Origin of the sequence: Natronospira elongata, from assembly GCF_034931365.1 — a bacterium.
GTDB classification, from domain to species: Bacteria; Pseudomonadota; Gammaproteobacteria; order Natronospirales; family Natronospiraceae; genus Natronospira; species Natronospira elongata.
Map to the genome: position 1 here is coordinate 19,421 of NZ_JAYGII010000002.1, position 22,694 is coordinate 42,114.

Sequence of the window (22,694 nt, forward strand, 5' to 3'; positions counted from 1 at the left end):
TTATATTCTCCATTCCGGTTCCACACGATTCATGAGTTGCATTTCCCGCAGCCGGGCGTCGATCAGCAGATCCAGCAGCAAAGGGTCTCCAGGGTTTTCCGCGACGGCCTGCTCCAGTTCCAATACCGCGGCGCGATGGGTTTCCCAGCCCGGTGGGTTGCTGTGACCACCAAATGCTTCGGCGATGGCCGCCGGGGAGTGTTGCAGCAGGGCCTGACTGGCTGACTCAAGAGTGGCCCATTGCTGCTTTTCCACCTCCGGTGATTGTGGTGACGGTGCTAGCCAGACCAGCAATCCCAGGGTCAATACGGAAGCCGCCACGGCCAGCCCGCTGAGTACACGGTGCCTTGACTGTCTCCTGATGCCCCGCTCAATGGCCTGCCAAATACCCTCTGGTGGCACGGCCTCTCGTGGAAGAGCGTTCAGTCTGTGGTCCAGTTCCCGATCAGTGAGTGTCATGGGAAAGCACCTCCTTCAACAGTTTTCGAGCCCGATGCAACTGCGCCTTCGATGTCCCGACCGCAATGCCCGCTGTTGACGCGATCTCCTCGTGGCTCATCCCTTCCAGGTGGAATAGAACGAGCACCAGGCGGGCATTGTCAGGCAGCCCGGTAATGGCACGCTCCAGGTCCCGGTCGGCACAGGGCCAGGGTGGCTCCCCGGCAGCTTGCTCTGGGGGATTCTCCTGGGTGAGCAGCCGCGGCCGCCGTTTGTCCGCCAGGGAGATATTGACCAGCAGCCGCCGCAACCAGCCGCCAAAGGCCTGGGGATCCCGCAGCTGGCCCAACTTTTGCCAGGCTTGAAGGAAACAGTCCTGGACCCAGTCTTCGGCCCGGCCCCGATCACCGCCGGCCAGCCGCCAGGCAGTGGCGAGGAGCCGTCCGCCGTAATGGCGGTACAGCTGGTCGAAGGCTTCCCGATCCCCCCGGCTGGCGGAAACCACCCACGCCTGCTTTGAGTCAACGCTTTGGCTGTCATTTTTGTTATCCATGCCCATAGGATGCGCCCAGTTCTGGCAAGGTTTGAATCATCGCCCGAATTTTTTTCCTGGTCGGGCGGCATGGAAGCTGCTTCGCGCGCTGACGGGATGGCAGGAATCAGCGGCCTATCAGGCTGATTCCAGGTGTTTCGCTGCCGCGCAAGGCGGCGTCGGAATCAGGAGATTATGCTGCTATGCTTTGGAGAAGGCGCCCAGGGTATGCCTCGTTGCCGGGCACGGCAGGGCAACTCGGGGGCCGCAGAGCGCAGGCGGGATTTTTGGGGGGAGTGAATGGGGCAGTTGTCGAGATTATCGATTGCGTCGCGACGATTTTGGCTCGTGTCAGTTCTTCTTCTTCTGAGTTTTTCGGCCCAGGCGGGCCTGCTCAATTTTCACCACTACGATGTCCAGGATGGTCTGCCCCAGACCCAGGTCCTGAGTATTCACCAGGACTACCGGGGGTATCTATGGTTCGGTACCTATGGCGGCGTCAGTCGCTACAACGGGGTTCAGTTTGAGACTTTCACGACTGCCAGCGGGCTGGGCGCCAATGCAGTGGAGGCCATTGCCAGCGATCCCGATGGGACTATCTGGGTGGCCACTGGTGCCGGCGTGTGCAAAAAGTCAGCGGGCGAAGCGCGCTTTTCCTGTCTTGATGTGCCGGGTCTTGACGAGGCATATGTCTATGACTTGCATTTGGATCCGGAGAGGCTTTGGGTAGCCTCCAATCGGGGATTGTTCCGCGTGCAAGGGGAGCTGTATCAGCAGTATACGGACAAGGACGGGCTTCCTGTCAGTTCCGTTCAAAGCGTGGTCACTCTGTCGGATGGCACGGTGGTGGCCGGGACGGTGGAGGGGATTGCGCAGAAGCCTCCACAAGATGACGGGTTTTCCATTCCTGAAGGGGGAGCCGAGCTGACGGTCGCCACCATGCTGGCCCGGGATGGAAAGGTCTGGCTTGGCACGACTGCAGGACTATTTGTCTACTACCAGGGCAGTATTTTTGTATCCCCCCTGCCATCCGGGAAATCCGGTGCTGTGGACATCGTATCCCTGGCCCTGGGCCAGGATGACGATCTCTGGGTCGCCAGTGGTTATGGCGTCTATCAGCTAGCCTCCAATGGCATCAGGCAGATCACCACTGAAAGTGGTCTCGCCGACAATAATGTCCACTCTCTCTTCGTGGACCGGGAGGGACTCGCCTGGATGGGCCATGATTATGGCTTGAGTAAACTCGTGCCGGGCCCGTTCAGGGGTTATGACAGCTCCAATGGCATGCATCATGACTTTGTCCGGGCCATTGCTGAAGATGAACGACACCGGCTGTGGCTGGGCACGAGGCAGGGCGTTCAAGTCGTGCCAAAGACCGACGAGGGTTGGGATTTTCAGCGCAGCCTGTTGATTCTCTCAGAGGATGGCCTGAGTGACCCCAGAATATTTTCCATTGATTTTCCTGCTCCAGGGGAGGCACTCATCGCCACGGTAAACGGCCTCAACCATTGGCGAGAGGGGGAAGGCATCATTGCGCGCTATTTCGACCAGGATGGTCTCCCAGGTAATCGGACACTTTCCGTTTTTGTGGATAGTCTAGACCGGGCATGGATTGGCACTCGCGAGGGGATCGTTCGATTTGATGGCGGAGAGATACTTCCCCCGCCAACGCACCTGGAGGAGGTAAGCTATCCAATTCGTTTCAAGGAAGATGCTCATGGACGTTTATGGATTGCGACTGTGGATGAGGGGGCCTACGTCTATGACGATTCGGGCGGCGAGAGCGACACGCTGACTCAGTACAATGCTGGCAATGGCCTCACCGGCGAGACCATTTGGGACATGGCGCCTGATGAAAGTGGTGGCATGTGGCTGGCTAGCAATGGGGATGGTCTTTTTCATGTGACAGGTGATGGCAACATTAATCGCTACAGCGTAGAAGACGGCCTTGTCGATAATTTCGGCTGGCAGGTGATTCGGGATCGGCAGGGCCAGGTTTGGGTTTATACCAATCGTGGTTTGTCCCGATTGGATTCGGATGGAAATTTCCGGAATTTCGGTTTGGAAGATGGGCTGTTGCATTTGGAAGGCGGGGCCACAACAGCTGTCGAATGCCATACAGGGCATATCTGGTTTGGATCCGCCGATGGTTTGGTCCAGTACGACCCGATGCATGATCACTTGAATGTCGCAGCACCACTCCCGAGAGTCGAATCAGTGGAGCTGGAAGGGGAGAGAATTGAGGCAGGCAGTGAGATTCCCCATGGGGCGGGTAGCCTGGATTTTCATTTTGCCGGCCTGAGCTTTCAGGCGGAAGATGCCGTGCGTTACCGGTATCGGCTCAAGGGAGTGTCAGAGCAATGGAATGAACTGGAGAGCCACAGGCCGGTCACCTACGGCAATCTGGGGGGCGGTGATTATGTTTTTGAAGTCACGGCCAGCAATGCGCATGGCGTCTGGAGCGAGGAAGCCGCCAGCTTCCCCTTCAAGGTCAAGCCACCCATTTGGGCGACTCTCTGGTTCTGGCTGGCAGTAGCGCCTGCGACAATTGGGCTCTTCTGGGCGGGTGTTTCATTGCGATGGCGTCAGCTGGATGTCAGGCGGCGTGAATTGGAGACGCTGGTCAGGGATCGCACGCGAGACCTGGAAGCGGCAAATTCACAATTGGCCGCCGCCGCCATCACTGATCCTCTTACCGGTCTGAAAAATAGACGATATCTCCATAATCAGATTGGGACCGATGTTGCTCAGACCCGTCGAGCCTATGCCGGGAATGCTGAACACCCAAACCGGGATATTGTCTTCATGATGGTGGACCTGGACCATTTCAAGGAAATCAATGATTGTTGTGGCCATAAGGCGGGTGATCAGATCCTGAAAGCCTATGCCGAAATCATTGATGATGAACTCAGGGATTCTGACTATGTTGTACGCTGGGGTGGCGAGGAATTTCTTATTGTTGCCCGTCAGACCGAGGCCGCCCGCTGTCGGGTGATGGTTGAGAGAATACGCGAAAGGGCCAGTAATCACCGTTGTCAAATAGAAGGAGAGGGACGCGATCTGAGCTGTTCCTGCTCCATTGGCGTGTCACATCTGCCCTTCCTGCCGGGAGAGCCCGATGTGCTCAGTTGGGAGCAGATCGTGGATATCGCCGATGTGGCAGTCTATCTCGCAAAATGGCTTGGCCGTGATGGCTGGGTTGCAATTCATGGGACCGATAAGTCTGACGTGAGTGATCCCGCTGAATTTATTTGGCGACTCAAGCACGACCTTTCCGGGCTCGTTGGGGAATCTCAGGTGGAGTTGGAGGCTTCTTTTGAAGATGTATCAGCTGTCATTGCGAAGCGTGATTCGAAGTAGCGTAGCGGGTATTTGCTTGAGTTTTGTCATGGTCCTGCTGACGGCTTCTTGTGCTTCCCGCCCCGCCTCTGAGATTCCTTCAGATGAATCAGGGTCTGTGCCTCAGGCACCATTGCCTAATCACGCTCTCTTTGAACCAGTCGGTGATCTGAAGCCCGTTGACCAGATATTTCGGCTGACCAAGTCACAGGAAGAGCGCTTTCTTGAAGTGTTTCATCGTCGTGGTGACCGGGTTCCCACTCATTACAGGATTCGGGACTATCTCGAGTCGCGCGTCTTTCGCCTCGACTACGTGGATTCCCCTCTCTCGGCAAGTGATGCCCTCGAACGGGGAGAGATGAACTGCATGGCAGTCGCTGCTATCAGTATTGCCATTTCGGATCTCGTCGGGCTTGAGTATGAAATCGAGATTCTGGATACCATGCCGGCCTTTGACCGAACCGAGCACGTCCTGTTGAGCATCCATCATGTACGGACCCGCATCCTGGACCCGGAATATCGGGCCACTGAGCGGGTGGTCGTTCTCCAGCGCCCGAGTGTGATCATCGATTATTTTCCATTCCGTACCGGCGTTAATAGCCGATCTTTGTCTCGGGATGAGTTTGTCGCTTTCTACTACCGGAATCTGGCGGTGGACGCGTTATTGAAAGAAGAGATTGATCGCGCATTTTCATTGGCCAATCGAGCCCTGGAGTTTGAGCCGAATCAGCCGGATGTCCTGAATCTAATGGGCATACTTCATTCCAGGCGGGGTGATGTTGTCTCGGCAGAGCATTATTACGACTACATCATCAATGTTCACGGGCTCAGCCCAAGCGTGTTGACCAATTATCGAAATCTCCTGGTCCGGCAGGAACGATACGATGAGGCGGAGCGCTTGGAGGCGCGGTTGGAGGAAATGGAGGATCCCAACCCTTTCCACTGGGTCGAGCTGGGTGAAAGCGCCAGGGTGGCTGGGGACTACCGGCAGGCCCTGCGATGGTTCCGCATGAGCCTGGAGCAGGCGCCGTATCTGCACGAAGCCTGGTGGCGAAAAGCCATGGTCTACGAGGCCTTGGGTGAGCCGGAGCGAAGCATTCAGGCGCTTTCCAGGGCGGTGGAGCTGGCCGGGCGACCGGCAACCGAGCGCCGGTATACCGGCAAGATGGAGGCGCTCAAGGGAAACATCGGTGACTCGGCACGGGAGCAGAGCCGGCCTTGAACTTGCTGGGGCGTTGTCGGGAAGCGCCGAACAAGAAAGGACGGTTAAAATCGGCAGGATGAAATCCCGGACTGGCAGAACGTCCTTGCCATGTCACGCCTCATAGCAGTTATTGAGAGCGCTATCACCTTGTACGATATGTCCCATTCTTTATACACGTCTAGCCCCCAAGCAGGCGGTAAGTTCATTCTCAGTGGGGGCTGAACTTCTCCCGCAGGATCTCGAGGTCCGACTCAGTCCATCCCCTGGGCTCCACAAGGGCTAGCCAGGCATCAAAATAGTGCTCGGCAGCAATGGTATGCCCATAGCCGGGGGGCGCCGTGCCGGCAGTCATGTCAGCGGCCAGTTGGAGCATGGTCACCACCGGAAACCAGCGGAGGTCCTTGCTCACATCCGGCCCCCGGGGTGACTTTAGCCAATCGGGTTCGCTGTAGAGGCTTTGGGGGGAGAAGAAGGTAATGGGGTCGCTGGCATATTGCAGGAAGGCGATACGGAAATCGCCCCAGTCTGTGGCGCCCTTCCTGAGCCCCCCGTGCTGGTTGGCGAAGCGAATAACCGAGTCATCTCTGAATCTCGGCAGCCAGGCGGGGGATCCGGGGTTGCGTCGCTCCGTGGCATCCTGCCAGGTCGGGCTGCGGAAGGGAGGGCCACTCCATAGGGCGCCATCGAAGGGATCTTCGATGATGTCATAGAAATCAAAGGAACGGTCCGAGTTGAGCGCGCCCAGGCTCAGGCCAAAGAGGTACAAAGCCGGCCGGTCATCTCTCGGAAGATTGCTCCAATGGCCATAGACGGCCTGGAACAGGGCACGGGCGCTCTCCATTCCATAGGCTCCCTCGGCCATGAGCGACACGGGGCTTGGCAGATAGGAATACTGGGCCGCCACGCTGGCAATATCCCCTCGCTTGAGATGTTCTATGGGGTTAATGCCGGCCGGATCCACCCAGCCGGTGCCTGTCGGGGTAATCAGAACGAGCATGGAGCGTTCAAATGCACCCAGTCGCTTGAGTTCTGCGAGCGCCAGGCCGGCCCGTTCCTCCGGCGTTTCGGCGGCATTGAGGCCTACGTATACCCGGATTACTTCGTTGCTTTCCTGTTCCGCGAAGGCCTGAAAGTCTTCCCTTGTGGGCCCACCTGCCAGGAAACGACGACCCTGTCGCCCCATGTCCTCCCAGGCCAGGAGCGAGTCGGGGCCACCGGCACGATAAGGATTGTCGGGTGCTTCTATCTCCGGTTCCATCAGCGCGTCCAGCTGTCGATGGGTCGTGTCGGCGCTTCGAAGTGCCAGTGAGAACAGGATGCCGTCGATGATCGCCCAGAACAGCAGGAAGGCCGTGGCGAGTCCCAGGATATGGGAAACCCGAGGCGGTACGATGCGTTCCAGCTGGGTAGCAAGATAGCGGAAGGTCTTGCGGAAAAGACGGGCCAGGGCAAGGCATAGAAAGAAGATGAGAACGGCAACGATAGCGACTACCAAAGAGCGAATGCCTGACGTAGGGTCCATCCCCATGAGTTCTCGAATATTGTTCTGCCAGGTATCCGCACGCCAGAGGAAGACCACAATAAGCAGGCCGGACACGACTGCGATAAACGATTTGATTCCGTAGAAGATCCTTCGCGGTGGTGAAGGGATGCCCAGAATGGCCCAAAGCCATGTCCCCATCACCCCCAGTCCGTATCCCGCAGCCAGGGACAGGCCGGAAATAAGCCCTTGCACCATCTCGCTTCTTGGCAACAAAGAGGGTGTCAGCGAGAAAGCGAAGAAGATAGCACCAAGCAGCAAGCCGACAATGGAAAAATGCTCGCGCAGAAAAGCAATTACCTCACCGGCGTGCCGTCGGGCTTTCTTGAGTAGCTTGTGCTTAGTCACTGCCGCGCTCGTCCCACGGTGGTGTGGGGAATCGGGGTTCCGCTGTCGCTTGTTCTTCTGGCCACACGACGGCTTTTTCGCCATCCTGCCATTGGATCAGGATACCCTGATTGGCAATCTGGTAACCACGACTGTCAACTTCGAAGGGGCCAAACAAGGTCGTCGTTCTCATGTCCAGAAGGGCCGTACGCAGCGCTCCCGACTCAATGCTGCCTGCCTCCTTAGCTGCCTTGGCAAACAGCCGGCAACTGCCATAGGCTCCAGCGGCATGAAAACTGGGTGCCCGATCAAAACGCTCCTGATAATCAGCCACGAAGGTTTCGATACCCGGCCGATCGAGTGTCGGTTCCCAGGCGGAAAGACCGTAGGTGTATTCACCATCCTCACCTAAAGTCTCGATATACTCCTCTACTGCGCCGGAACTGCCAAACATCTTCAAATCAATGCTGGAATCCCGGAGCTGCTCAGTCATCCGGATGAAGTCATCCAGGTTGGAAGCAGCCATGGCAAGCACTTCAACATCTCCATCGCGGATCTGACGGAGAATGGAGGAGAAGTCTTCCGTGCCACTCTCGTAGGCGGTGTGGAATACCACCTCCAGGCCCAGGTCCTCTGCTGTTTGCTGTGCGCCGGCTCCAGCAGCACGGGGGAATAATTGATCCTCCTTGACCACCGCGATCCTGTTCAGATCTCGCTCGGCGGCCAGATGCATGACGCCGGCAAGGAAAAGCTCGGCCGGAGGCAGAACCATGAACAGATACTCCCGTCCCTGTTCCCATATGGAGGTCGTTGCCGCCAGTGGGGAGATATGGATCATTTCATGGGCTTCGGTGACCGGTGCCACGGCCTCGGTCAAGGTGGAGCCGTATGGCCCCATGACGGCATCTACTTCATGCTTGCTAATTAGTTTCTCGTACAGTTCTGGTGCCAGTTCCGGATCAGAGCGGTCGTCCAGGATGGTGAACTCGACAGGACGGTTCAGAATACCGCCAGCTTCATTGAGATGTTCCTGGCAGAGAAGATAACCGTTTCTGGCCGCGGTGCCCTGGGTCGCATATGCGCCACTCTCCGACATGGTGGCGCCAATACGGAGCGTATCGGGGCGGTCCGTGCATCCCATGGCAGGGAGGAGGATGATGCCGAGGCCCAGTGTGAGGCCCAGTGATCTGCGGATACTACGGTACATACGGCTTCTCCAGGTTCAAGGAATATCGCGGTGTCCAGGCTCTGCGAAACGCCATGAGTAGCAGGCCAAAGAGAAAAAGCAGCCAGGTGGGATCCAGGGAGCCATTGGGATTGAGGCTGCAGCCCCCGGAACCGCCACTGATGGGCGGTGAGGATTCGCGGTTCACGTCGCCGAGGTAAACCGCGGACAGACTGCCGCCGGTGCTGGGGCGTTCCTGCGATTGCCAGACCCAGCTAATCCGAGACACGTCTTTCGGGATGTCCAGCTCATGGCGGACCCATTCTTCGGGGAATTCCTCCAGGCTCAGAAGCTCTTCCTCATCTGCCATGATTCTTAGCTTGCCCTGTGTGTTAGGGGTACCACGAAGGGAAAACGCCAGCGAATCGATACCCTCGGCATCAGGTTCCCAGCGAAGCCAGGATTCTTCTTCGGCATAGACTGGACCACTGATAACGCTCGGATGGGAATTCAGTGCCACCTGGTTCTGGGCCGTCCATAGTCCGTCACCTTCCGTGCTAACGTGCCCGGAAACGCCCAGTGCGTCGGCCAGGGAAGCCGGTGGCTGACGCCAATCAGTGGCATAGGACATACTTCGACGAAGGACCTCTGCGTTGTCTCTTTCCCCCTCAATCCCGACTGCCAGGCCGGAATCGGGATCGATGATATCCGGGTTGGAGAAGAAGTCGACACCAAAGCAGTTGTCGTAGACGCCGCCGCCGCAGCCGGGGTGATAGGCCATGACCGAGCTGAACTCATCAACTTCCACGTGGCCATAGGCAAAAGGTTCAATGAGACTTTCCGGGTCACCCGCGTTGTCCGGGTCATGAGCCAGGCCCAGGTTATGCCCCATCTCATGCGCCAGAACCTGTATTTCCTGGCAGGGATAGGCATTATTCACATTGTTAATGGATAAGCCGTTTTTAAAGCTGCGAGTGTACTCGGTAAGCAGATAGGCAACGCCACAGAAGTCTTCGAATACCCCGGAGCCGGCACCAAGATCTGCGGCGTATAGATCCAGCAGTTGTTCGACCTGGCTATCATTCCGGAAACTGTTCAAAGCCTGGAACATGCCCTCGGGATCTTCCTGGTAGGACCAATGAATCAAGCCAACGAGGCGAAAGCGGTGATCCACTTCACTATCCACTAGCGCCGTATTGGCCATGTCCAGTGCATTGGTCAGAAAAAGCCGCAGTCCGGCTTCATCTTCATGCTCAGCGATGGTGTCGTCGGTGTAAAAGGCAAGTACATCCACCACGGCGGTTTTCGCCGTTGCTCCGGCCGTCTGTGATCGAGCCTGAGGGGAGGGCTCGGTCGATCCAGTTAATAGTTGCTCCAGGTGTTTCGGGTGTTGCGCCGGGGCGGCGTCCGGGTCAATCCGATCAAGCCAGACGCGTTTTTCACCATCGGTGCTGACCCGGTATCGCCCCTCCCGGAGGCTGATCAGGCCATGAACCCGCTCCTGGCGGATTGTGAAGGTTGCTGAGCCGATGCGCTGGTCAGAGTCATGTACCTGACCATGCCAGGCGTAGGATCCGGGCCCGCGCTGTTGGATTTCTGTCTGGCGGAGCTCGAGGGCATGGCCCTTGGCGTCCAGGAAGGTCAGGTGCTCGTATTGGCTGATTGCCTCGAGATCGGCAATCAGGGGTTGGCGCTCTTTACTGTCTGATGGTGAGCGGGCTTCACTCATTCGGGGTTGGCTCTGGTCCACCTGCAGGAAAACAGGTCGTTGTTTCTCCGATAGCGCGACGGCCGTGCCGCTGCTGACGGACAGAATCAGAGCCACCAGGCCCAGGCAGCAATGACGCATTATCTCTCCCCCATAGTCTTGTTGGAAGATTCAGTGTTTCATGGGCGAATTGGGTGTGCAAGCAGGCTCCCTAGGGGCTGCGGAGGCCGGATTGGACGGCCTGAGTGATCAGCCATTGCTTGAGCAGGCGAATGGCGGGTTCGTGACGGCGGCTGGTCTTGTAGGCGAAATGAAATTCGTCGCCAGTGTCCAGTATGTGACAGGGCAGCCGAACCAGCTCGGCATCCCCTGAATCAAACATATAATCGTTACTAAGGGCGATGCCCTGGTGGTGCCGGGCGGCTTCGTGGGCCAGCAGCATATGACTGAAATGCTGGATTCTGGTGGCGGGCGAAATGGTCAGTGAGGCACGGGCCAGCCAGCGACGCCAGTCTTCATTCTTTTTCTCGAAGATGCTGGTCGCGGAGAGCAGGGTGTATTGCTTCAAATGCCCGGGCTGAAGCTGCTCCGGTTCGGGTTCAGTGATCAGGCCTTGTTCTTGCAGGTCCCGGCAGATTTGCTGCCAGTAACGGCGGCTGCAGACAGGGAACATCTTCTCCGAATAGAGCAGCTCGGAGCTGTAGCCGCGTTGCTTAGGGTTGATTGCGATGAAGCAGTCGCCCACCCGGTCCGACATTCTGGGCAAATCACTGAGCATTTCAAGGTCGAGATCCAGTTGAGGGTGCTGACGCTGTAGTTCCTCCATTCGGGGAATCAGCCAGCTCACGGCAAAGGAACTGTAAGCGGCTAGCCGAATCTGACTGTCCTGCTGACCCTGCAATTGCTGCGTGGCACGGCGGATCTGGCCCAGGGCGGAGCCGATCTGCTCATAGTACTGTGCCCCTTCGTCCGTGAGCCGGATCTGTCGGCCAGCCCGGTGGAAAAGGGTTTCGCCGAGAAAGCCCTCAAGTTGCCGGATCTGGTGGCTTACCGCGCTTTGGCTCACATGAAGTTCCTGGGCGGCCAGGGAAAAGCTGCGAAGGCGTGCCACGGCTTCGAATACAGGGAGTGTCTTCAGGGGTGGCAGTTCCACAATAATCGACCTATGAGAAAAACTAATAGAGGGTCAATAAAGGTCATTATACATCATGGGTGGGCCTGGCTAGAATGAGCCCTCAATTTCAGCGAATCCCCTAGCGAGGGCGTGACATGTCCGGACGCACCGTAAACAGCGCAATTTTGCTTCTGGTGATCGGCAACTTCCTGGCCATCATCTCGGATAGCATCATCAAATGGCAGGGTGGCGATGTGGCCATCTTCCAGTTCGTGCTGCTGCGCGTGATCGCCACCCTGGTCATGCTGCTGCCCTTTCTGGCCATGATTGACCGTCGCCGCCTGTTCGAGGGCAGCCGTATCCACCTGATCCGCGCCCATGTGGGGCTGGCCGGGGTGCTGTGCATGATCGTGGCCCTGAACAGTCTGCCCCTGGCCACCGCCAATGCCATCTTCTACGCCGCCCCCGTGCTGGTGATGGTCTTTGGGGTCTGGTTCTTTGGTGAGCGCCTGACAGGCCTGAGCCTGGTGGCGGTTATCAGCGGGTTTCTCGGGATTGTGGTGATTCTGCGCCCGGTGGACCTGAGCTGGGAAAGTCTGAGTGCCCTGGGTCTGGCCATTGCCCTGGCCATCAATGCCCTGCTGGTGAGAAAGCTGCCCCGGGGGCAGAGCATGGTGCATACCCTGATGCTGACCCATGCCTATGTCCTGCCGGCGGCCATCCTGCTCGCCGTGCTGGAAGGGGCGCCCTTTGACCCCTCCCTGCTGGGCACGGCCTTTGCCTCGTCCTTCTTCATTCTCGGCTACAACATCACCATTCTGCTGGCTTATCGCCACTGCGCCGCCAACCAGGTCACCAGTGCCGAATACACCGGCTTGATCTGGGCCATGGTTGTGGGCTGGCTATGGTTCGCCGAGGTCCCGGACGTCTGGTTCTACCTTGGCTCGGCCATGATTGTCATTCCCCTGCTGTTGCAGAGCCTGGAGGAAAAACGTCGCCTTAGGATCGCCCGACAGACCTGTGAAGCCGGGTCTTAGACTGAGAGGGGAATCGTGGATTAATCCGCTCCTGCGATGGCATAGGCGTGCACCATAGGCACCGTAGGAGCGGATTCATCCGCGATCAAAGGCCGGAATTCCGCACCACGCAATGGGGTTCATTACACCTCATTCAGGCGAGGAATCAGGGAAATAAAATTGCACGGCCCGGTTCGACTGTCGAGCTGGTCGCCCAGAATCCGGTCCCAGGCGGTGCGGCAGGCCCCCGTGGAGCCGGGTAGGGCGAAGACGAGAGTGGCGTTGGCCGTGCCGGCGAAGGCCCGGGACTGGACGGTAGAGGTGCCGATCTCCTCAAGACTGTAGTGGCGGAAAAGCTCGCCGAAGCCCGGAATGTCCCGTATCAGCAGGGGACGGATGGCCTCGGGGGTGTTGTCCCGCCCGGTGATTCCCGTGCCGCCGGTGATCAGCACGCAATCCACCGCCTCATCGGCAATCCAGCGCGAGACCACGGCCCGCAACTGGAAGATGTCGTCCTTCACGATCATCCGCTCGGCCAGCTCATGCCCGGCGGTTTCCAGCCGCTCCTGCAAGGTATCACCGGAGGTGTCATTTTCCCGGGTACGGGAATCGGACACCGTCAGCACCGCAATGCGGATGGGGCGGAAGGGTTTGTCGGCGCAACCTTTACGTGACATGGGTTTTCCTTAGCAAGATACCGAGGTTCGCCTCCGTGGGAGCGGATCTATCTGCGATGGTCTGCCAGCGGGCACGTTGGCATTTCCTTGCCTGTGATCGCGAATAAATTCGCTCCTACGGACGCTTTGATTAGCAATTCAACGCTTCAAAGGCGTAATACGCCACTGCATCGCCCAAGGCCACTGTCTCCCCGGCAGGCACCCTCGCCAAACCATCCGCCCAGCTGGCGGAGCTCAACACTCCGGAGCCCTGGTGGGGATAGGTCTGGAGGCGGCCGTCCTCGACGCGGACGCGGAGGTATTCCTCGCGCTTGCCGGGCTTCGGGCGCTCGAAGTTGGCAGGCAGTGGGACAGGTGCCGGGACGATCCTGTCCCGGCCCTGCAGATGGCGCAACAGGGGAGCGCCAAAAAGCAGAAAGGTCACGAACAGGGAGACCGGGTTGCCGGGCAGCCCCAGAAAGGCCACCTGGCGATCTTGATGGCTCACATGCCCGAAGGCCACGGGTTTGCCCGGTTTGACCGCTATCCGCCACAAATCCAGGGCACCCAGTGCCTGTACGGCGGCTTTGACGTGATCCTCGTCACCGACGGAAACACCGCCGCTGGAGATGATCAGATCCGATCGGGCGGCCGCCTCCTGCAGTGCCTTGTGTGTGGCTTCGGGGGTGTCCGCCACACGCCAGGCCGGCAGGACCTGGCAGCCCATTTCAGTGAGCAGGCCGCTCAACATGCTTTCGTTGCTGTTGTAGATCTGGGCCGGGCCCAGGGGCTGACCCGGCTGGACCAGTTCATCGCCGGTGGACAGGATGGCCACCACCGGGCAGCGGCGGACCGTCAGTTCAGCCAGGCCGGAGCCAGCAGCAACGCCAATATCCTGCGGGCGCAGGCGTCGCCCGGCAGGCAGGATGTCGTCACCGGCCGCAATGTCCTCGCCGGCCCGGCGGATGTTGTCGCCGACTTTGATCGCACCATCGATCCATACCCGGCCATCTGATTCCCGGCAGCGTTCCTGCATGACTACCGTATCGGCGCCTGCCGGGATCACTGCGCCGGTATAGATCCGGGCTGCTGTGCCCTGTTCGAGCGGGGGGGGCGCATGGCCGGCGGGAATACGCTGACTCAGGGGCATCCCTTCACCGGCTTCGAATTCAGCCGCACGAAGTGCATAGCCATCCATGGCGCTGTTGTCCGCCGGGGGCGTGGGGCTGTCGGCAATTACCGATCGCGCCAACGTTCGGCCCAGGCAGTCGGCCAGGGGCAGCGTTTCCTCGCCAGTCAATGGCGCGACTGCCGCCAGAAGCTGGTCCCGGGCGGCCTCCACGCTCATCAGCTTGTGCGCATTGCTGTCGCAGCTGACAGGCTCAGCCATGTTGTGACTCCATGCTCACCGGATTGCCTTCCCGGTCAATGAACAGGAAGCGCTCCAGGCTGCCGCCGGACATGATGGTCTGGGCCATGCGCTTGAGATGATTGTCCACGTCTTCCTCGGAAGGCGGATTGGGGCCTTGGCCGGGCAGCACCGCTGTCATCATCAGGCCCCAGCCCGGCGCCCCGGCATCGGCATCCTGCTTGAGGCTGGCAAAATCCAGCTTCTCATTGATGTCGAAGCTCTTTATGGCAATTGGCACCAGCTCACCCTCGTTCTCGATGGGACGTGTCTTGCCATCCTCACCCTGGGCGTAGGCATGGTCAATCCGCAGCAATACCGTCAGCAGCTTGTGCGGCTGCGGCTCAGCAGCGGCGATGGCGATCATGTCGTCGAAGCCGTGGATGGTTCTTTCGGCAATCTGAGTTGTGTTCATATTTGTCCCGGTAAAGAATCTGTACAGCGTTTCATAGGACCACCGTAGGAGCGAATTCATTCGCGATTCCCACAATGAGAGGGCGCCGTGCCCGCCCGAAGCCGATCGCGGATGAATCCGCTCCTACTGTGCTATTCATTGAACCAGCGGTGAGGTCGCCGCGTCCAGGTCAATGCCTTGAATCTCTGCCTGGCCAGCCAGTATCGAGATGTATTGGCTGACTCCCCGACGGTAGACAGACTCCACCAGGTAACTCTCGATCTGAGGGCGGGCTTCCTCGAAATCCAGAGGGCGGCCTTCATCACGGTGATGGATGAGAACAATGTGAAAGCCATAGCGGCTCTCCACGGCATGCTCGGCCGCTTCACCCACGGGCAGGCGGGACAGGGCGCGTTCGAACTCCGGCGTGGTCTGGCCGCGTGCAATGATGCCCAGGTGCCCGCCTTCTTCCGCTGATGGGCAGCGGGAATGCTCCCGGGCCAGGGTCAGGAAGCTGGCATTCTCTTCTCGCAATTGACGGATCAGTTCCTTGGACTGCTTCCTGGCCTGGTCGCGCAGTTCGTCATCATCCGGCGGGGCCGGCAGCAAGATATGAGAGACCTCATGCTGATCCGGGATCCGGAGCTTGTCGCGATTGGCGTCAAACCATTGGCGGCAGTCCGCCTCGGTGGGTTCCGGTCGATCCACATTGCGATCCAGAAGCTCCCGGATCATGGCTTCCTCGCGGGTTTCATCCCCCTCCGGGGTGATCTCACTCAGACCCTGGCGCTCGGCCTCATCCAGTAGCAATTCCCGGACAACCAGTGCGGTGGCGGCATTTCGCCGTGCCGTGCGCAGATTGGCGGCAGGATGATACTGCACTTCCCGATTGATGCTGTCTTCGCTGATCACCCGGCCATTCACCCGAATATCCGCTGAACCGGCGCGGGGGTCATGCATTTGTACTGTCATTTTGGAAAAACCTCCGGTTTTTCAACATCCCGTAGGAGCGAATTCATTCGCGATATCCACGATGAGATGCCGTTATGGCTTCCCAATCGCATTCCCAGCTTCAATCGCGGATAAATCCGCTCCTACGCTGGTCATTCGGGCTCAGCGAGCCCGAACGACCTGGTATGCCCGGCGAACGTATGCCACCGGCCAGCTCCAGATGTGCACCAGCCGACTGAAGGGGAAGGCGGTGAACATGATCATCCCCAGGAACATGTGCAGCTTGTAGATCCAGTGCACGTCCACAACATACTCCCAGGCGCCGGCCTGGAAGGTAACGATGGACTGTGCCCAGGAACCGAGCTGAACCATGACATAGCCGTCGGGGTGATCCACGGATACGGCAATGGTGGCCAGGCCGGTGAGCAGCTGCAGGTAGAGCAGCACCAGGATGAAAGTGTCTGCCGGGGCGCTGTTGGCACGGACCCTTTCATTGAACAATCGCCGCCATACCAGAATGGTCATCCCGGCCAGGCAGATCATGCCGAAGATGCCACCGGCCCAGATGGCAATCTGTTGCTTGGCCGCCGTGGTGATGCCGATGGCCTGATAAACCTCCGGCGGTGTCAGCAGCCCGAAAAGATGCCCGAAGAAGAGCAAAATGATGCCCACATGAAACATCACGCTGCCCCAGCGGAAGGCTCGGCTGTTGTTTAGCGTCTGGCTGGACATGGCCCGCCAGGTGTACTGGCCCCGCTCATAACGGAGCAGGGAACCCAGGATGAAGATGGCGCCAGCGATGTAGGGAAAGACGCCGAAGAAGAATTGGTTCAGATAGATTTCCATGATGTGTCCTCCGACAGTCAGCTACGGCCAGCGCCGTTGGATGGTGATTGGCCGGGTTTCTCCATCCATTGGATGGGAACCTCCTGTTGCGGTTTGCCGCTTTGCGAGATGGGGCAGCCCTCGCCCGACTGACTCGGATCGTGGTTGGCCATGAAGGTGACCTGTTCCTCTTCCCAGATTTCATCCATCTTGGTGATGGTTTCATCCGGGCCTTCCTTCGCAGCCTGCTCCCGCATGGCCTTTGCTTCGGCCGGTTCACCACCGATTTCCACCAGAGCCTCGAATAGCACGGCCCGGTCGGAAGCCTTTTCTCTCAGCCGGGCGCCGAGCAGCACGATCACGGCCATGGCGTCATTCAGCATGGCTTGAATTTCCTCCCTGGAACGGGTGGAGAGAAACTCCAGCAGCAGAGGCAGATAGTCCGGCAGCTCCCGGGCATCCAGTTCCAGGCCGGATTCACGGTAGTAATTGATCAGCTCCACCATGGCCTGTCCCCGGTCACGGGACTCACCGTGGACATGCTCGAAAAGATGCAGGGAAAGATGGCGGCCCCGATCAAACAGGGCCACATACTCTTCCTGCAAAGTCATCAGCGGGGCTTCCTGTAGGCGCTGGATGAATGCCTCCAGCGTCGTCATCCGCTCTTGGCTCAGTGCCTGCTCTTTTCGGAGTGCCTTCAGCATCTCCGGAGCAGCCTGAACGGTCTCCTCGCTAGGGTAGGCCATGAGCCTGGATATGACTTTCAGCGTAAGCATCATGCCTTCTCCCTGTCTGCTTTGATGGGGAAGAACTTGCGCTGTGCTAGCGGTTTTCCACCGAAGACATCCGGGTCACTGTGACCAGCATCACAGCCACCACCGAAGCTAAAGCCGCAGCCGCCACGCTCACTGATACCATCGTAGATGGATTCAGAGTTCTCCCGCTTGTTGGTGGGGATCACGAAGCGATCTTCGTAGTCGGCAATGGCCATGTAACGGTACATGTCTTCCACGGTCTCCACGTCCAGGCCGACCCGCTCCAGCACTTCCGGCTTTTCCACACCATCCACATGGCGTGCCCGCATAAAGGCGCGCATGGCCAGCATGCGTTCCATGGCCAGAACGACGGGCTCTTCCTCACCCGCAGTTAGCATATTGGCGAGATAACGTACCGGGATCCGTAGCGCATCCACGTCCGGAATCTCACCGTTGAAGCCGATCTTGCCGGCGTCTGCCGCCGACTGAATGGGCGACAGGGGCGGGCAATACCAGACCATGGGCAGGGTTCGGTACTCCGGATGCAATGGGAAGGCGACCTTCCAGTCCATGGCCATCTTGTAGACCGGCGACTGTTGGGCCGCTTCAATCCAGTTCTCAGGAATACCCTGCTTGCGGGCCTCGGCGATGATTTCCGGGTCATTGGGATCCAGGAAGACATCCAGCTGAGCCTCGTAGAGGTCCTGCTCATTGGGCACGCTGGCGGCCCCTTCGATGCGGTCGGCGTCGTAGAGCAGCACGCCCAGGTAGCGAATCCGGCCCACACAGGTTTCAGAACAGACGGTTGGCTCACCCACCTCGATGCGCGGGTAGCAGAAGATACACTTCTCGGATTTGCCTGTTTTCCAGTTGTAGTAAATCTTCTTGTAGGGGCAACCGGAGACGCACATCCGCCAGCCTCGGCATTTCTCCTGGTCGATGAGGACAATGCCGTCTTCTTCCCGCTTATAGATAGCTCCAGAGGGGCAGGATGCCACGCAAGTGGGGTTGAGGCAGTGCTCGCAGAGGCGGGGCAGGTACATCATGAAGGTGTTTTCGAACTGCCCGTAGATCTCCTTCTGCACACCCTCGAAGTTGTAGTCCTTGGCGCGGTGTTTGAACTCGGTGCCAAGAATCTCCTCCCAGTTGGGGCCCCACTCGATTTTCTCCATACGCTTGCCGGTCAGGGCCGAGCGCGGCCGGGCCGTGGGCATGGTCTTGGTGTCCGGCGCATTCTGGAGGAAGCCGTAGTCGTAATCCCAGGGCTCGTAGTAATCGTCAATGGCCGGCATGTCCGGGTTGGCGAAGATGTTCGCCAGGATTCGCCAGCGGCCACCGATCTTGGGCTGAATGCTGCCATTGGATTTCCGTACCCAGCCGCCATTCCAACGGTCCTGGTTTTCCCACTCCTTGGGGTAACCAATGCCAGGCTTGGTTTCCACGTTATTGAACCAGGCGTACTCCATACCCTCGCGGGAAGTCCAGACATTCTTGCAAGTCACCGAGCAGGTGTGACAGCCGATGCACTTGTCAAGATTCAGTACCTTGCCAATTTGCGCTCGAATTCTCATTTGGCACCCTCCAGATACATGGCGTCGCCGGCATCGTCGTTATCCATCCAGTCCACCTTGTCCATCTTGCGGACAATGATGAATTCATCACGGTTGGCACCGACGGTTCCGTGGTAATTGAAGAAATAACTCTGCTGGGCATAGCCCCCGATCATATGGGTGGGCTTGAGCACCGCTCGGGTGACGGAGTTGTGAATGCCGCCTCGCATGCCGGTGATTTCCGAGCCGGGGGTGTTCACAATCTTCTCCTGGGCGTGGTACATCATGGACATGCCTTCCGGAACCCGCTGACTCACCACAGCCCGGGCGGTAATTGCACCGTTGATGTTGAAGGCTTCAATCCAGTCGTTGTCCTTGATGTCTGCCTTGGCCGCATCGGTCTCGCTCATCCAGATGATGGGACCACCCCGCGACAGGGTCAGCATGAGCAGGTTGTCGGTATAGGTGCTGTGGATGCCCCACTTCTGGTGAGGCGTGATGAAGTTCAGCACCACTTCCTTGTTGCCATTGGAGCGCTTGCCTTCCATGGCATCGGTTGTCTTGAGATCCACTGGCGGCTTGTAAAGGCAGAGTTGCTCCCCAAAGGCCCGCATCCAGAGGTGGTCCTGGTAGAACTGCTGACGGCCGGTGAGGGTGCGCCAGGGGATCATCTCGTTCACATTGGTCCAGCCGGCGTTGTAGCTCACCTTCTCCGATTCAATGCCGGACCAGATGGGGGAGGTGTAGATCTTGCGTGGCTGAGCCTTGAGATCGTTAAAGCGGAGCTTTTCGGCCGCATGACCTTCCACCAGATGAGTATGGCTGCGTCCGGTTTTTTCAGACAGAGACTGCCAGGACTTCATGGCCACCTTGCCATTGGTTTCGGGTGCCAGCATGAGCACCGTCTCGGCGGCATCCACCGCTGTCTCGATCTTCGGCTGACCCTTGGCGGAACCCTTGCTCTGGATGCCATTGAGATCCCGCAGCGCTTGTACTTCCTCACTGGTATCCCATTGCATGCCCTTGCCGTTATTGCCGGCTTTCTCCATCAGAGGGCCAAGCGCGGTGAAGCGCTCGTAGGTGGCCGGGTAATCCCGCTCCACCGGTACGATGTTGGGCATGGTCTTGCCCGGAATGGGCTCACATTCGCCCTTCTTCCAGTCCTTCACATCCAGGGCCTGGGCCAGCTCCGCAGGCGAGTCATGCAACAGGGGCAGGGTCACTACATCGGTCTCGGTTCCCAGATGACCGGGAACCAGTTCCGCGAAGCGCTTGGCAATGCCCTTGTAGATATCCCAGTCGGAGCGGGATTCCCAGGCCGGATCCACGGCCGCGGTCAGCGGGTGGATGAAAGGGTGCATGTCCGACGTATTCAGGTCGTCCTTTTCGTACCAGGTAGCAGTTGGCAGGACGATGTCGGAATACATGCAGGTGGTGGACATGCGGAAATCCAGGGTGGTCAGAAGATCCAGCTTGCCCTGGGCGGCTTCCCGCCATTTGACTTCCCGGGGGTGCTTGTCGGTTTCGTCACCCAGGTCCTTGTTCTGCAGGCCGGTCTCGGTGCCCAGCAAGTACTTCAGGAAGTACTCATGGCCCTTGCCGGACGAGCCCAGGAGATTGGAGCGCCACACGAACATATTGCGCGGGAAGTTGGCGGGGTTGTCCGGGTCTTCACAGGCGAAGCCCAGCTCGCCGGATTTCAGCTGTTCAACCACATAGTCCTTGGGGTCCTTCCCAGCCGCCTTGGCGGCCTTCCCGATCTCCAGGGGGTTCCGCCCGAGTTGGGGTGCGGAAGGCAGCCAGCCCATGCGCTCGGCTCGGACGTTGAAGTCAATCATGTGGCCCTGGAAGTCGCTTTCCTTGGCCAGGGGGGAGAGGACTTCACCAATCTCCAGCTTCTCATGCCGCCATTGGCTTGTATGGTTGTAGAAGAATGAGGTGGAGTTCATATGCCGTGGCGGACGGTTCCAGTCCAGGGCAAAGGCCAGTGGCGTCCAGCCCGGCTGGGGACGGAGTTTTTCCTGCCCCACATAGTGGGCCCAGCCACCGCCGGAGACGCCGATGCAGCCACACATCATCAACATCTTGATCACGCCCCGGTAGTTCATGTCCATGTGGTACCAGTGGTTCATGGCGGCACCAATGATGATCATGGACTTGCCCTTGGTCTTGTGGGCGTTCTCGGCAAACTGCTGGGCTACGGCGATGACCTTCTCTCGCGGTACCCCGGTAATACGTTCCTGCCAGGCTGGGGTGTAAGGCACGTCGTCGTCATAGCTGGCGGCCACATTGCCACCGCCCAGGCCCCGGTCGATGCCGTAGTTGGCTACCATCAGGTCGAAGACCGTGGCGACTTTGACTTCGCTACCATCGGCCAGCTTGACCTTGCGGGCCGGGACATTGCGAAGTTGCACAGGATCATGCTCGGTGTGTGACCAGTGGGCATTGCCGCCACCCCCGAAGTAGGGGAAGGCCACCGTGACCACTTCGTCCTTGCTGTCGATCTCACTGAGCTGGGGGCGGATCTCATTGCCATCGGCATCCAGGGTCTCCAGATTCCAGCGGCGATCTTCCTCGCCCCAGCGGAAGCCGATGGAGCCGCGCGGCACCACGATCTTGCCGCTGCTCTCATCGCGGACCAGGGTTTTCCACTCGGGATTGTTCTTCTGGCCCATGTTATCGGCCAGGTCCGAGGCACGCAGATAACGGCCCGGTACCACCCGGCCGTCCTGTTCGTCCAGCATCACCAGGCCAGGCAGGTCGGTGTACTTGCGGACATAGTCATCGAAGTATTCACTCTTTCCCTCCACATGCCATTCCTTGAGGATGACATGCCCCATGGCCATGGCGAGGGCAGAGTCGGTGCCCTGTTTCGGGTTGAGCCAGATGTCACCGAACTTGGATGCCTCGGAATAGTCCGGCGTCACCGTGACTGTCTTCGTTCCGCGATAGCGGGCCTCGGTCATGTAATGAGCATCCGGCGTCCGGGTCTGGGGCACATTGGAGCCCCACATCATCAGGAAGGTGGAGTTGAACCAGTCGGCAGACTCGGGCACGTCCGTCTGCTCACCCCAGGTCTGGGGCGAAGCCGGCGGCAGATCGCAGTACCAGTCGTAGAAGCTCATGCAGGTGCCGCCGATCAGCGACAGGTAGCGGGTACCGGCGGCGTAGGAGACCATGGACATGGCCGGGATCGGCGAGAAGCCGATGATCCGGTCAGGTCCGAATTGCTTCGCCGTGTAGATATTGGCCGCCGCAATGATCTCATTGGCCTCATTCCACTCGGCCCTTAGAAAACCACCGAGGCCACGCCGGGATTTGTAGCTTTCGGCCTTCTTCGGGTCTTCCACGATGGATTGCCAGGCGTTCACAGGATCACTGTGACTCTGCTTCGCTTCCCGCCACAGTTCCAGCAGGCGGCGGCGGATCATGGGGTATTTCACCCGGTTGGCACTGTAGATGTACCAGGAATAGCTGGCACCTCGGGCGCAGCCACGGGGCTCGTGATTGGGCAGGCCCGGGCGGGTACGCGGGTAATCGGTCTGCTGGGTCTCCCAGGTGACCAGGCCGTTCTTGACGTAGATCTTCCAGGAACAGGATCCGGTGCAGTTCACCCCGTGGGTGGAACGTACGATTCGGTCATGCTGCCAACGAGCACGGTAACTGTCCTCCCAGCGCCGACTTTCGTCGGTCTTGACGCCGTGATCTTCGGAGAAGGTTTCCTTCTCCCTTTTGAAAAAGGTCAGATTGTCGAGAAAATGACTCATGCTTT

Annotated in this window: 17 protein-coding genes; 3 read left to right on the forward strand and 14 right to left on the reverse strand. The window is 58.9% G+C overall.

All coding sequences use genetic code 11. The features are described 5' to 3' along the window. Nucleotides 1-459, reverse strand: coding sequence for a hypothetical protein (locus VCB98_RS01200; RefSeq protein ID WP_346049634.1), 459 nt, complete (start codon nt 457-459; stop codon nt 1-3). Next, entirely contained in the window at nt 446-991 is a 546-nt protein-coding gene (locus tag VCB98_RS01205) for an RNA polymerase sigma factor (protein WP_346049636.1), read from the reverse strand. The genes VCB98_RS01200 and VCB98_RS01205 overlap by 14 nt, the downstream gene beginning before the upstream one ends. Before the next feature lie 429 nt (nt 992-1,420). Here VCB98_RS01205 and VCB98_RS01210 point away from each other — a divergent pair, with 429 nt between their 5' ends. Both VCB98_RS01210 and VCB98_RS01215 read left to right on the forward strand, forming a co-directional pair. Next, entirely contained in the window at nt 1,421-4,330 is a 2,910-nt protein-coding gene (locus VCB98_RS01210; protein ID WP_374729182.1) for a diguanylate cyclase, read from the forward strand. A gap of 112 nt (nt 4,331-4,442) precedes the next feature. Next, nucleotides 4,443-5,531 carry a tetratricopeptide repeat protein gene (locus VCB98_RS01215; RefSeq protein WP_346049638.1) on the forward strand — a complete coding sequence of 363 codons (1,089 nt, stop codon included), beginning with the start codon at nt 4,443-4,445 and terminating at the stop codon, nt 5,529-5,531. Nucleotides 5,532-5,721: 190 nt separating this feature from the next. On the opposite strand, the gene VCB98_RS01220 is transcribed toward VCB98_RS01215, so the two are convergent. The 4 genes from VCB98_RS01220 to VCB98_RS01235 form a co-directional block, all read right to left on the reverse strand. Beyond that, nucleotides 5,722-7,401 (reverse strand): alpha/beta hydrolase, encoded by a 1,680-nt coding sequence (locus VCB98_RS01220; protein ID WP_346049640.1) that lies wholly within the window; start codon nt 7,399-7,401, stop codon nt 5,722-5,724. Beyond that, nucleotides 7,394-8,587 carry an amino acid ABC transporter substrate-binding protein gene (locus VCB98_RS01225; protein ID WP_346049642.1) on the reverse strand — a complete coding sequence of 398 codons (1,194 nt, stop codon included), beginning with the start codon at nt 8,585-8,587 and terminating at the stop codon, nt 7,394-7,396. The genes VCB98_RS01220 and VCB98_RS01225 overlap by 8 nt, the downstream gene beginning before the upstream one ends. Continuing rightward, nucleotides 8,577-10,394: a zinc-dependent metalloprotease family protein gene (locus tag VCB98_RS01230; RefSeq protein WP_346049644.1), complete on the reverse strand. Its 1,818-nt coding sequence runs from the start codon at nt 10,392-10,394 to the stop codon at nt 8,577-8,579. The genes VCB98_RS01225 and VCB98_RS01230 overlap by 11 nt, the downstream gene beginning before the upstream one ends. Nucleotides 10,395-10,464: 70 nt before the next feature. Next, nucleotides 10,465-11,406 (reverse strand): LysR family transcriptional regulator, encoded by a 942-nt coding sequence (locus VCB98_RS01235; RefSeq protein ID WP_346049646.1) that lies wholly within the window; start codon nt 11,404-11,406, stop codon nt 10,465-10,467. Between the two features lie 116 nt (nt 11,407-11,522). Between VCB98_RS01235 and VCB98_RS01240 the strand changes: the two genes are divergently transcribed. Further along, on the forward strand, nt 11,523-12,404 hold the full coding sequence (locus VCB98_RS01240; RefSeq protein ID WP_346049648.1) for a DMT family transporter: 882 nt from the start codon (nt 11,523-11,525) through the stop codon (nt 12,402-12,404). Between the two features lie 122 nt (nt 12,405-12,526). Here the strand turns inward: VCB98_RS01240 and moaB are convergent, their stop codons facing one another. The 8 genes from moaB to VCB98_RS01280 all read right to left on the reverse strand — a co-directional run bounded on the left by moaB (nt 12,527) and on the right by VCB98_RS01280 (nt 22,689). Further along, nucleotides 12,527-13,060 carry a molybdenum cofactor biosynthesis protein B gene (gene moaB, locus VCB98_RS01245; protein WP_346049650.1) on the reverse strand — a complete coding sequence of 178 codons (534 nt, stop codon included), beginning with the start codon at nt 13,058-13,060 and terminating at the stop codon, nt 12,527-12,529. 130 nt (nt 13,061-13,190) lie between these two features. Continuing rightward, nucleotides 13,191-14,429 (reverse strand): molybdopterin molybdotransferase MoeA, encoded by a 1,239-nt coding sequence (locus tag VCB98_RS01250; RefSeq protein ID WP_346049652.1) that lies wholly within the window; start codon nt 14,427-14,429, stop codon nt 13,191-13,193. Further along, complete coding sequence (locus VCB98_RS01255) at nt 14,422-14,862, reverse strand: hypothetical protein (RefSeq protein WP_346049654.1); 441 nt, start codon at nt 14,860-14,862, stop codon at nt 14,422-14,424. Before VCB98_RS01255 ends, VCB98_RS01250 begins: the two co-directional genes overlap by 8 nt. A gap of 135 nt (nt 14,863-14,997) precedes the next feature. Next, nucleotides 14,998-15,813 carry a peptidylprolyl isomerase gene (locus tag VCB98_RS01260; RefSeq protein ID WP_346049656.1) on the reverse strand — a complete coding sequence of 272 codons (816 nt, stop codon included), beginning with the start codon at nt 15,811-15,813 and terminating at the stop codon, nt 14,998-15,000. Between the two features lie 141 nt (nt 15,814-15,954). Then, nucleotides 15,955-16,638: a respiratory nitrate reductase subunit gamma gene (gene narI, locus VCB98_RS01265; protein WP_346049658.1), complete on the reverse strand. Its 684-nt coding sequence runs from the start codon at nt 16,636-16,638 to the stop codon at nt 15,955-15,957. A 17-nt stretch (nt 16,639-16,655) separates the two neighbouring features. Further along, nucleotides 16,656-17,396 carry a nitrate reductase molybdenum cofactor assembly chaperone gene (narJ, locus tag VCB98_RS01270; RefSeq protein WP_346049660.1) on the reverse strand — a complete coding sequence of 247 codons (741 nt, stop codon included), beginning with the start codon at nt 17,394-17,396 and terminating at the stop codon, nt 16,656-16,658. Next, nucleotides 17,393-18,943 carry a nitrate reductase subunit beta gene (gene narH, locus VCB98_RS01275; protein ID WP_346049662.1) on the reverse strand — a complete coding sequence of 517 codons (1,551 nt, stop codon included), beginning with the start codon at nt 18,941-18,943 and terminating at the stop codon, nt 17,393-17,395. The genes narJ and narH overlap by 4 nt, the downstream gene beginning before the upstream one ends. Further along, nucleotides 18,940-22,689 (reverse strand): nitrate reductase subunit alpha, encoded by a 3,750-nt coding sequence (locus VCB98_RS01280; RefSeq protein WP_346049664.1) that lies wholly within the window; start codon nt 22,687-22,689, stop codon nt 18,940-18,942. The genes narH and VCB98_RS01280 overlap by 4 nt, the downstream gene beginning before the upstream one ends. Between the last annotated feature and the right edge of the window lie 5 nt (nt 22,690-22,694).

What these genes read in the sequence shown, in the direction of transcription:
- VCB98_RS01200 (WP_346049634.1), bottom strand. Translation starts at nt 459, where the DNA reads ATGACACTCACTGATCGGGAACTGGACCACAGACTGAACGCTCTTCCA.
- VCB98_RS01205 (WP_346049636.1), bottom strand. Translation starts at nt 991, where the DNA reads ATGGATAACAAAAATGACAGCCAAAGCGTTGACTCAAAGCAGGCGTGG.
- VCB98_RS01225 (WP_346049642.1), bottom strand. Translation starts at nt 8,587, where the DNA reads ATGTACCGTAGTATCCGCAGATCACTGGGCCTCACACTGGGCCTCGGC.
- VCB98_RS01230 (WP_346049644.1), bottom strand. Translation starts at nt 10,394, where the DNA reads ATGCGTCATTGCTGCCTGGGCCTGGTGGCTCTGATTCTGTCCGTCAGC.
- VCB98_RS01240 (WP_346049648.1), top strand. Translation starts at nt 11,523, where the DNA reads ATGTCCGGACGCACCGTAAACAGCGCAATTTTGCTTCTGGTGATCGGC.
- moaB (WP_346049650.1), bottom strand. Translation starts at nt 13,060, where the DNA reads ATGTCACGTAAAGGTTGCGCCGACAAACCCTTCCGCCCCATCCGCATT.
- VCB98_RS01250 (WP_346049652.1), bottom strand. Translation starts at nt 14,429, where the DNA reads ATGGCTGAGCCTGTCAGCTGCGACAGCAATGCGCACAAGCTGATGAGC.
- VCB98_RS01255 (WP_346049654.1), bottom strand. Translation starts at nt 14,862, where the DNA reads ATGAACACAACTCAGATTGCCGAAAGAACCATCCACGGCTTCGACGAC.
- VCB98_RS01260 (WP_346049656.1), bottom strand. Translation starts at nt 15,813, where the DNA reads ATGACAGTACAAATGCATGACCCCCGCGCCGGTTCAGCGGATATTCGG.
- narI (WP_346049658.1), bottom strand. Translation starts at nt 16,638, where the DNA reads ATGGAAATCTATCTGAACCAATTCTTCTTCGGCGTCTTTCCCTACATC.
- narJ (WP_346049660.1), bottom strand. Translation starts at nt 17,396, where the DNA reads ATGATGCTTACGCTGAAAGTCATATCCAGGCTCATGGCCTACCCTAGC.
- narH (WP_346049662.1), bottom strand. Translation starts at nt 18,943, where the DNA reads ATGAGAATTCGAGCGCAAATTGGCAAGGTACTGAATCTTGACAAGTGC.
- VCB98_RS01280 (WP_346049664.1), bottom strand. Translation starts at nt 22,689, where the DNA reads ATGAGTCATTTTCTCGACAATCTGACCTTTTTCAAAAGGGAGAAGGAA.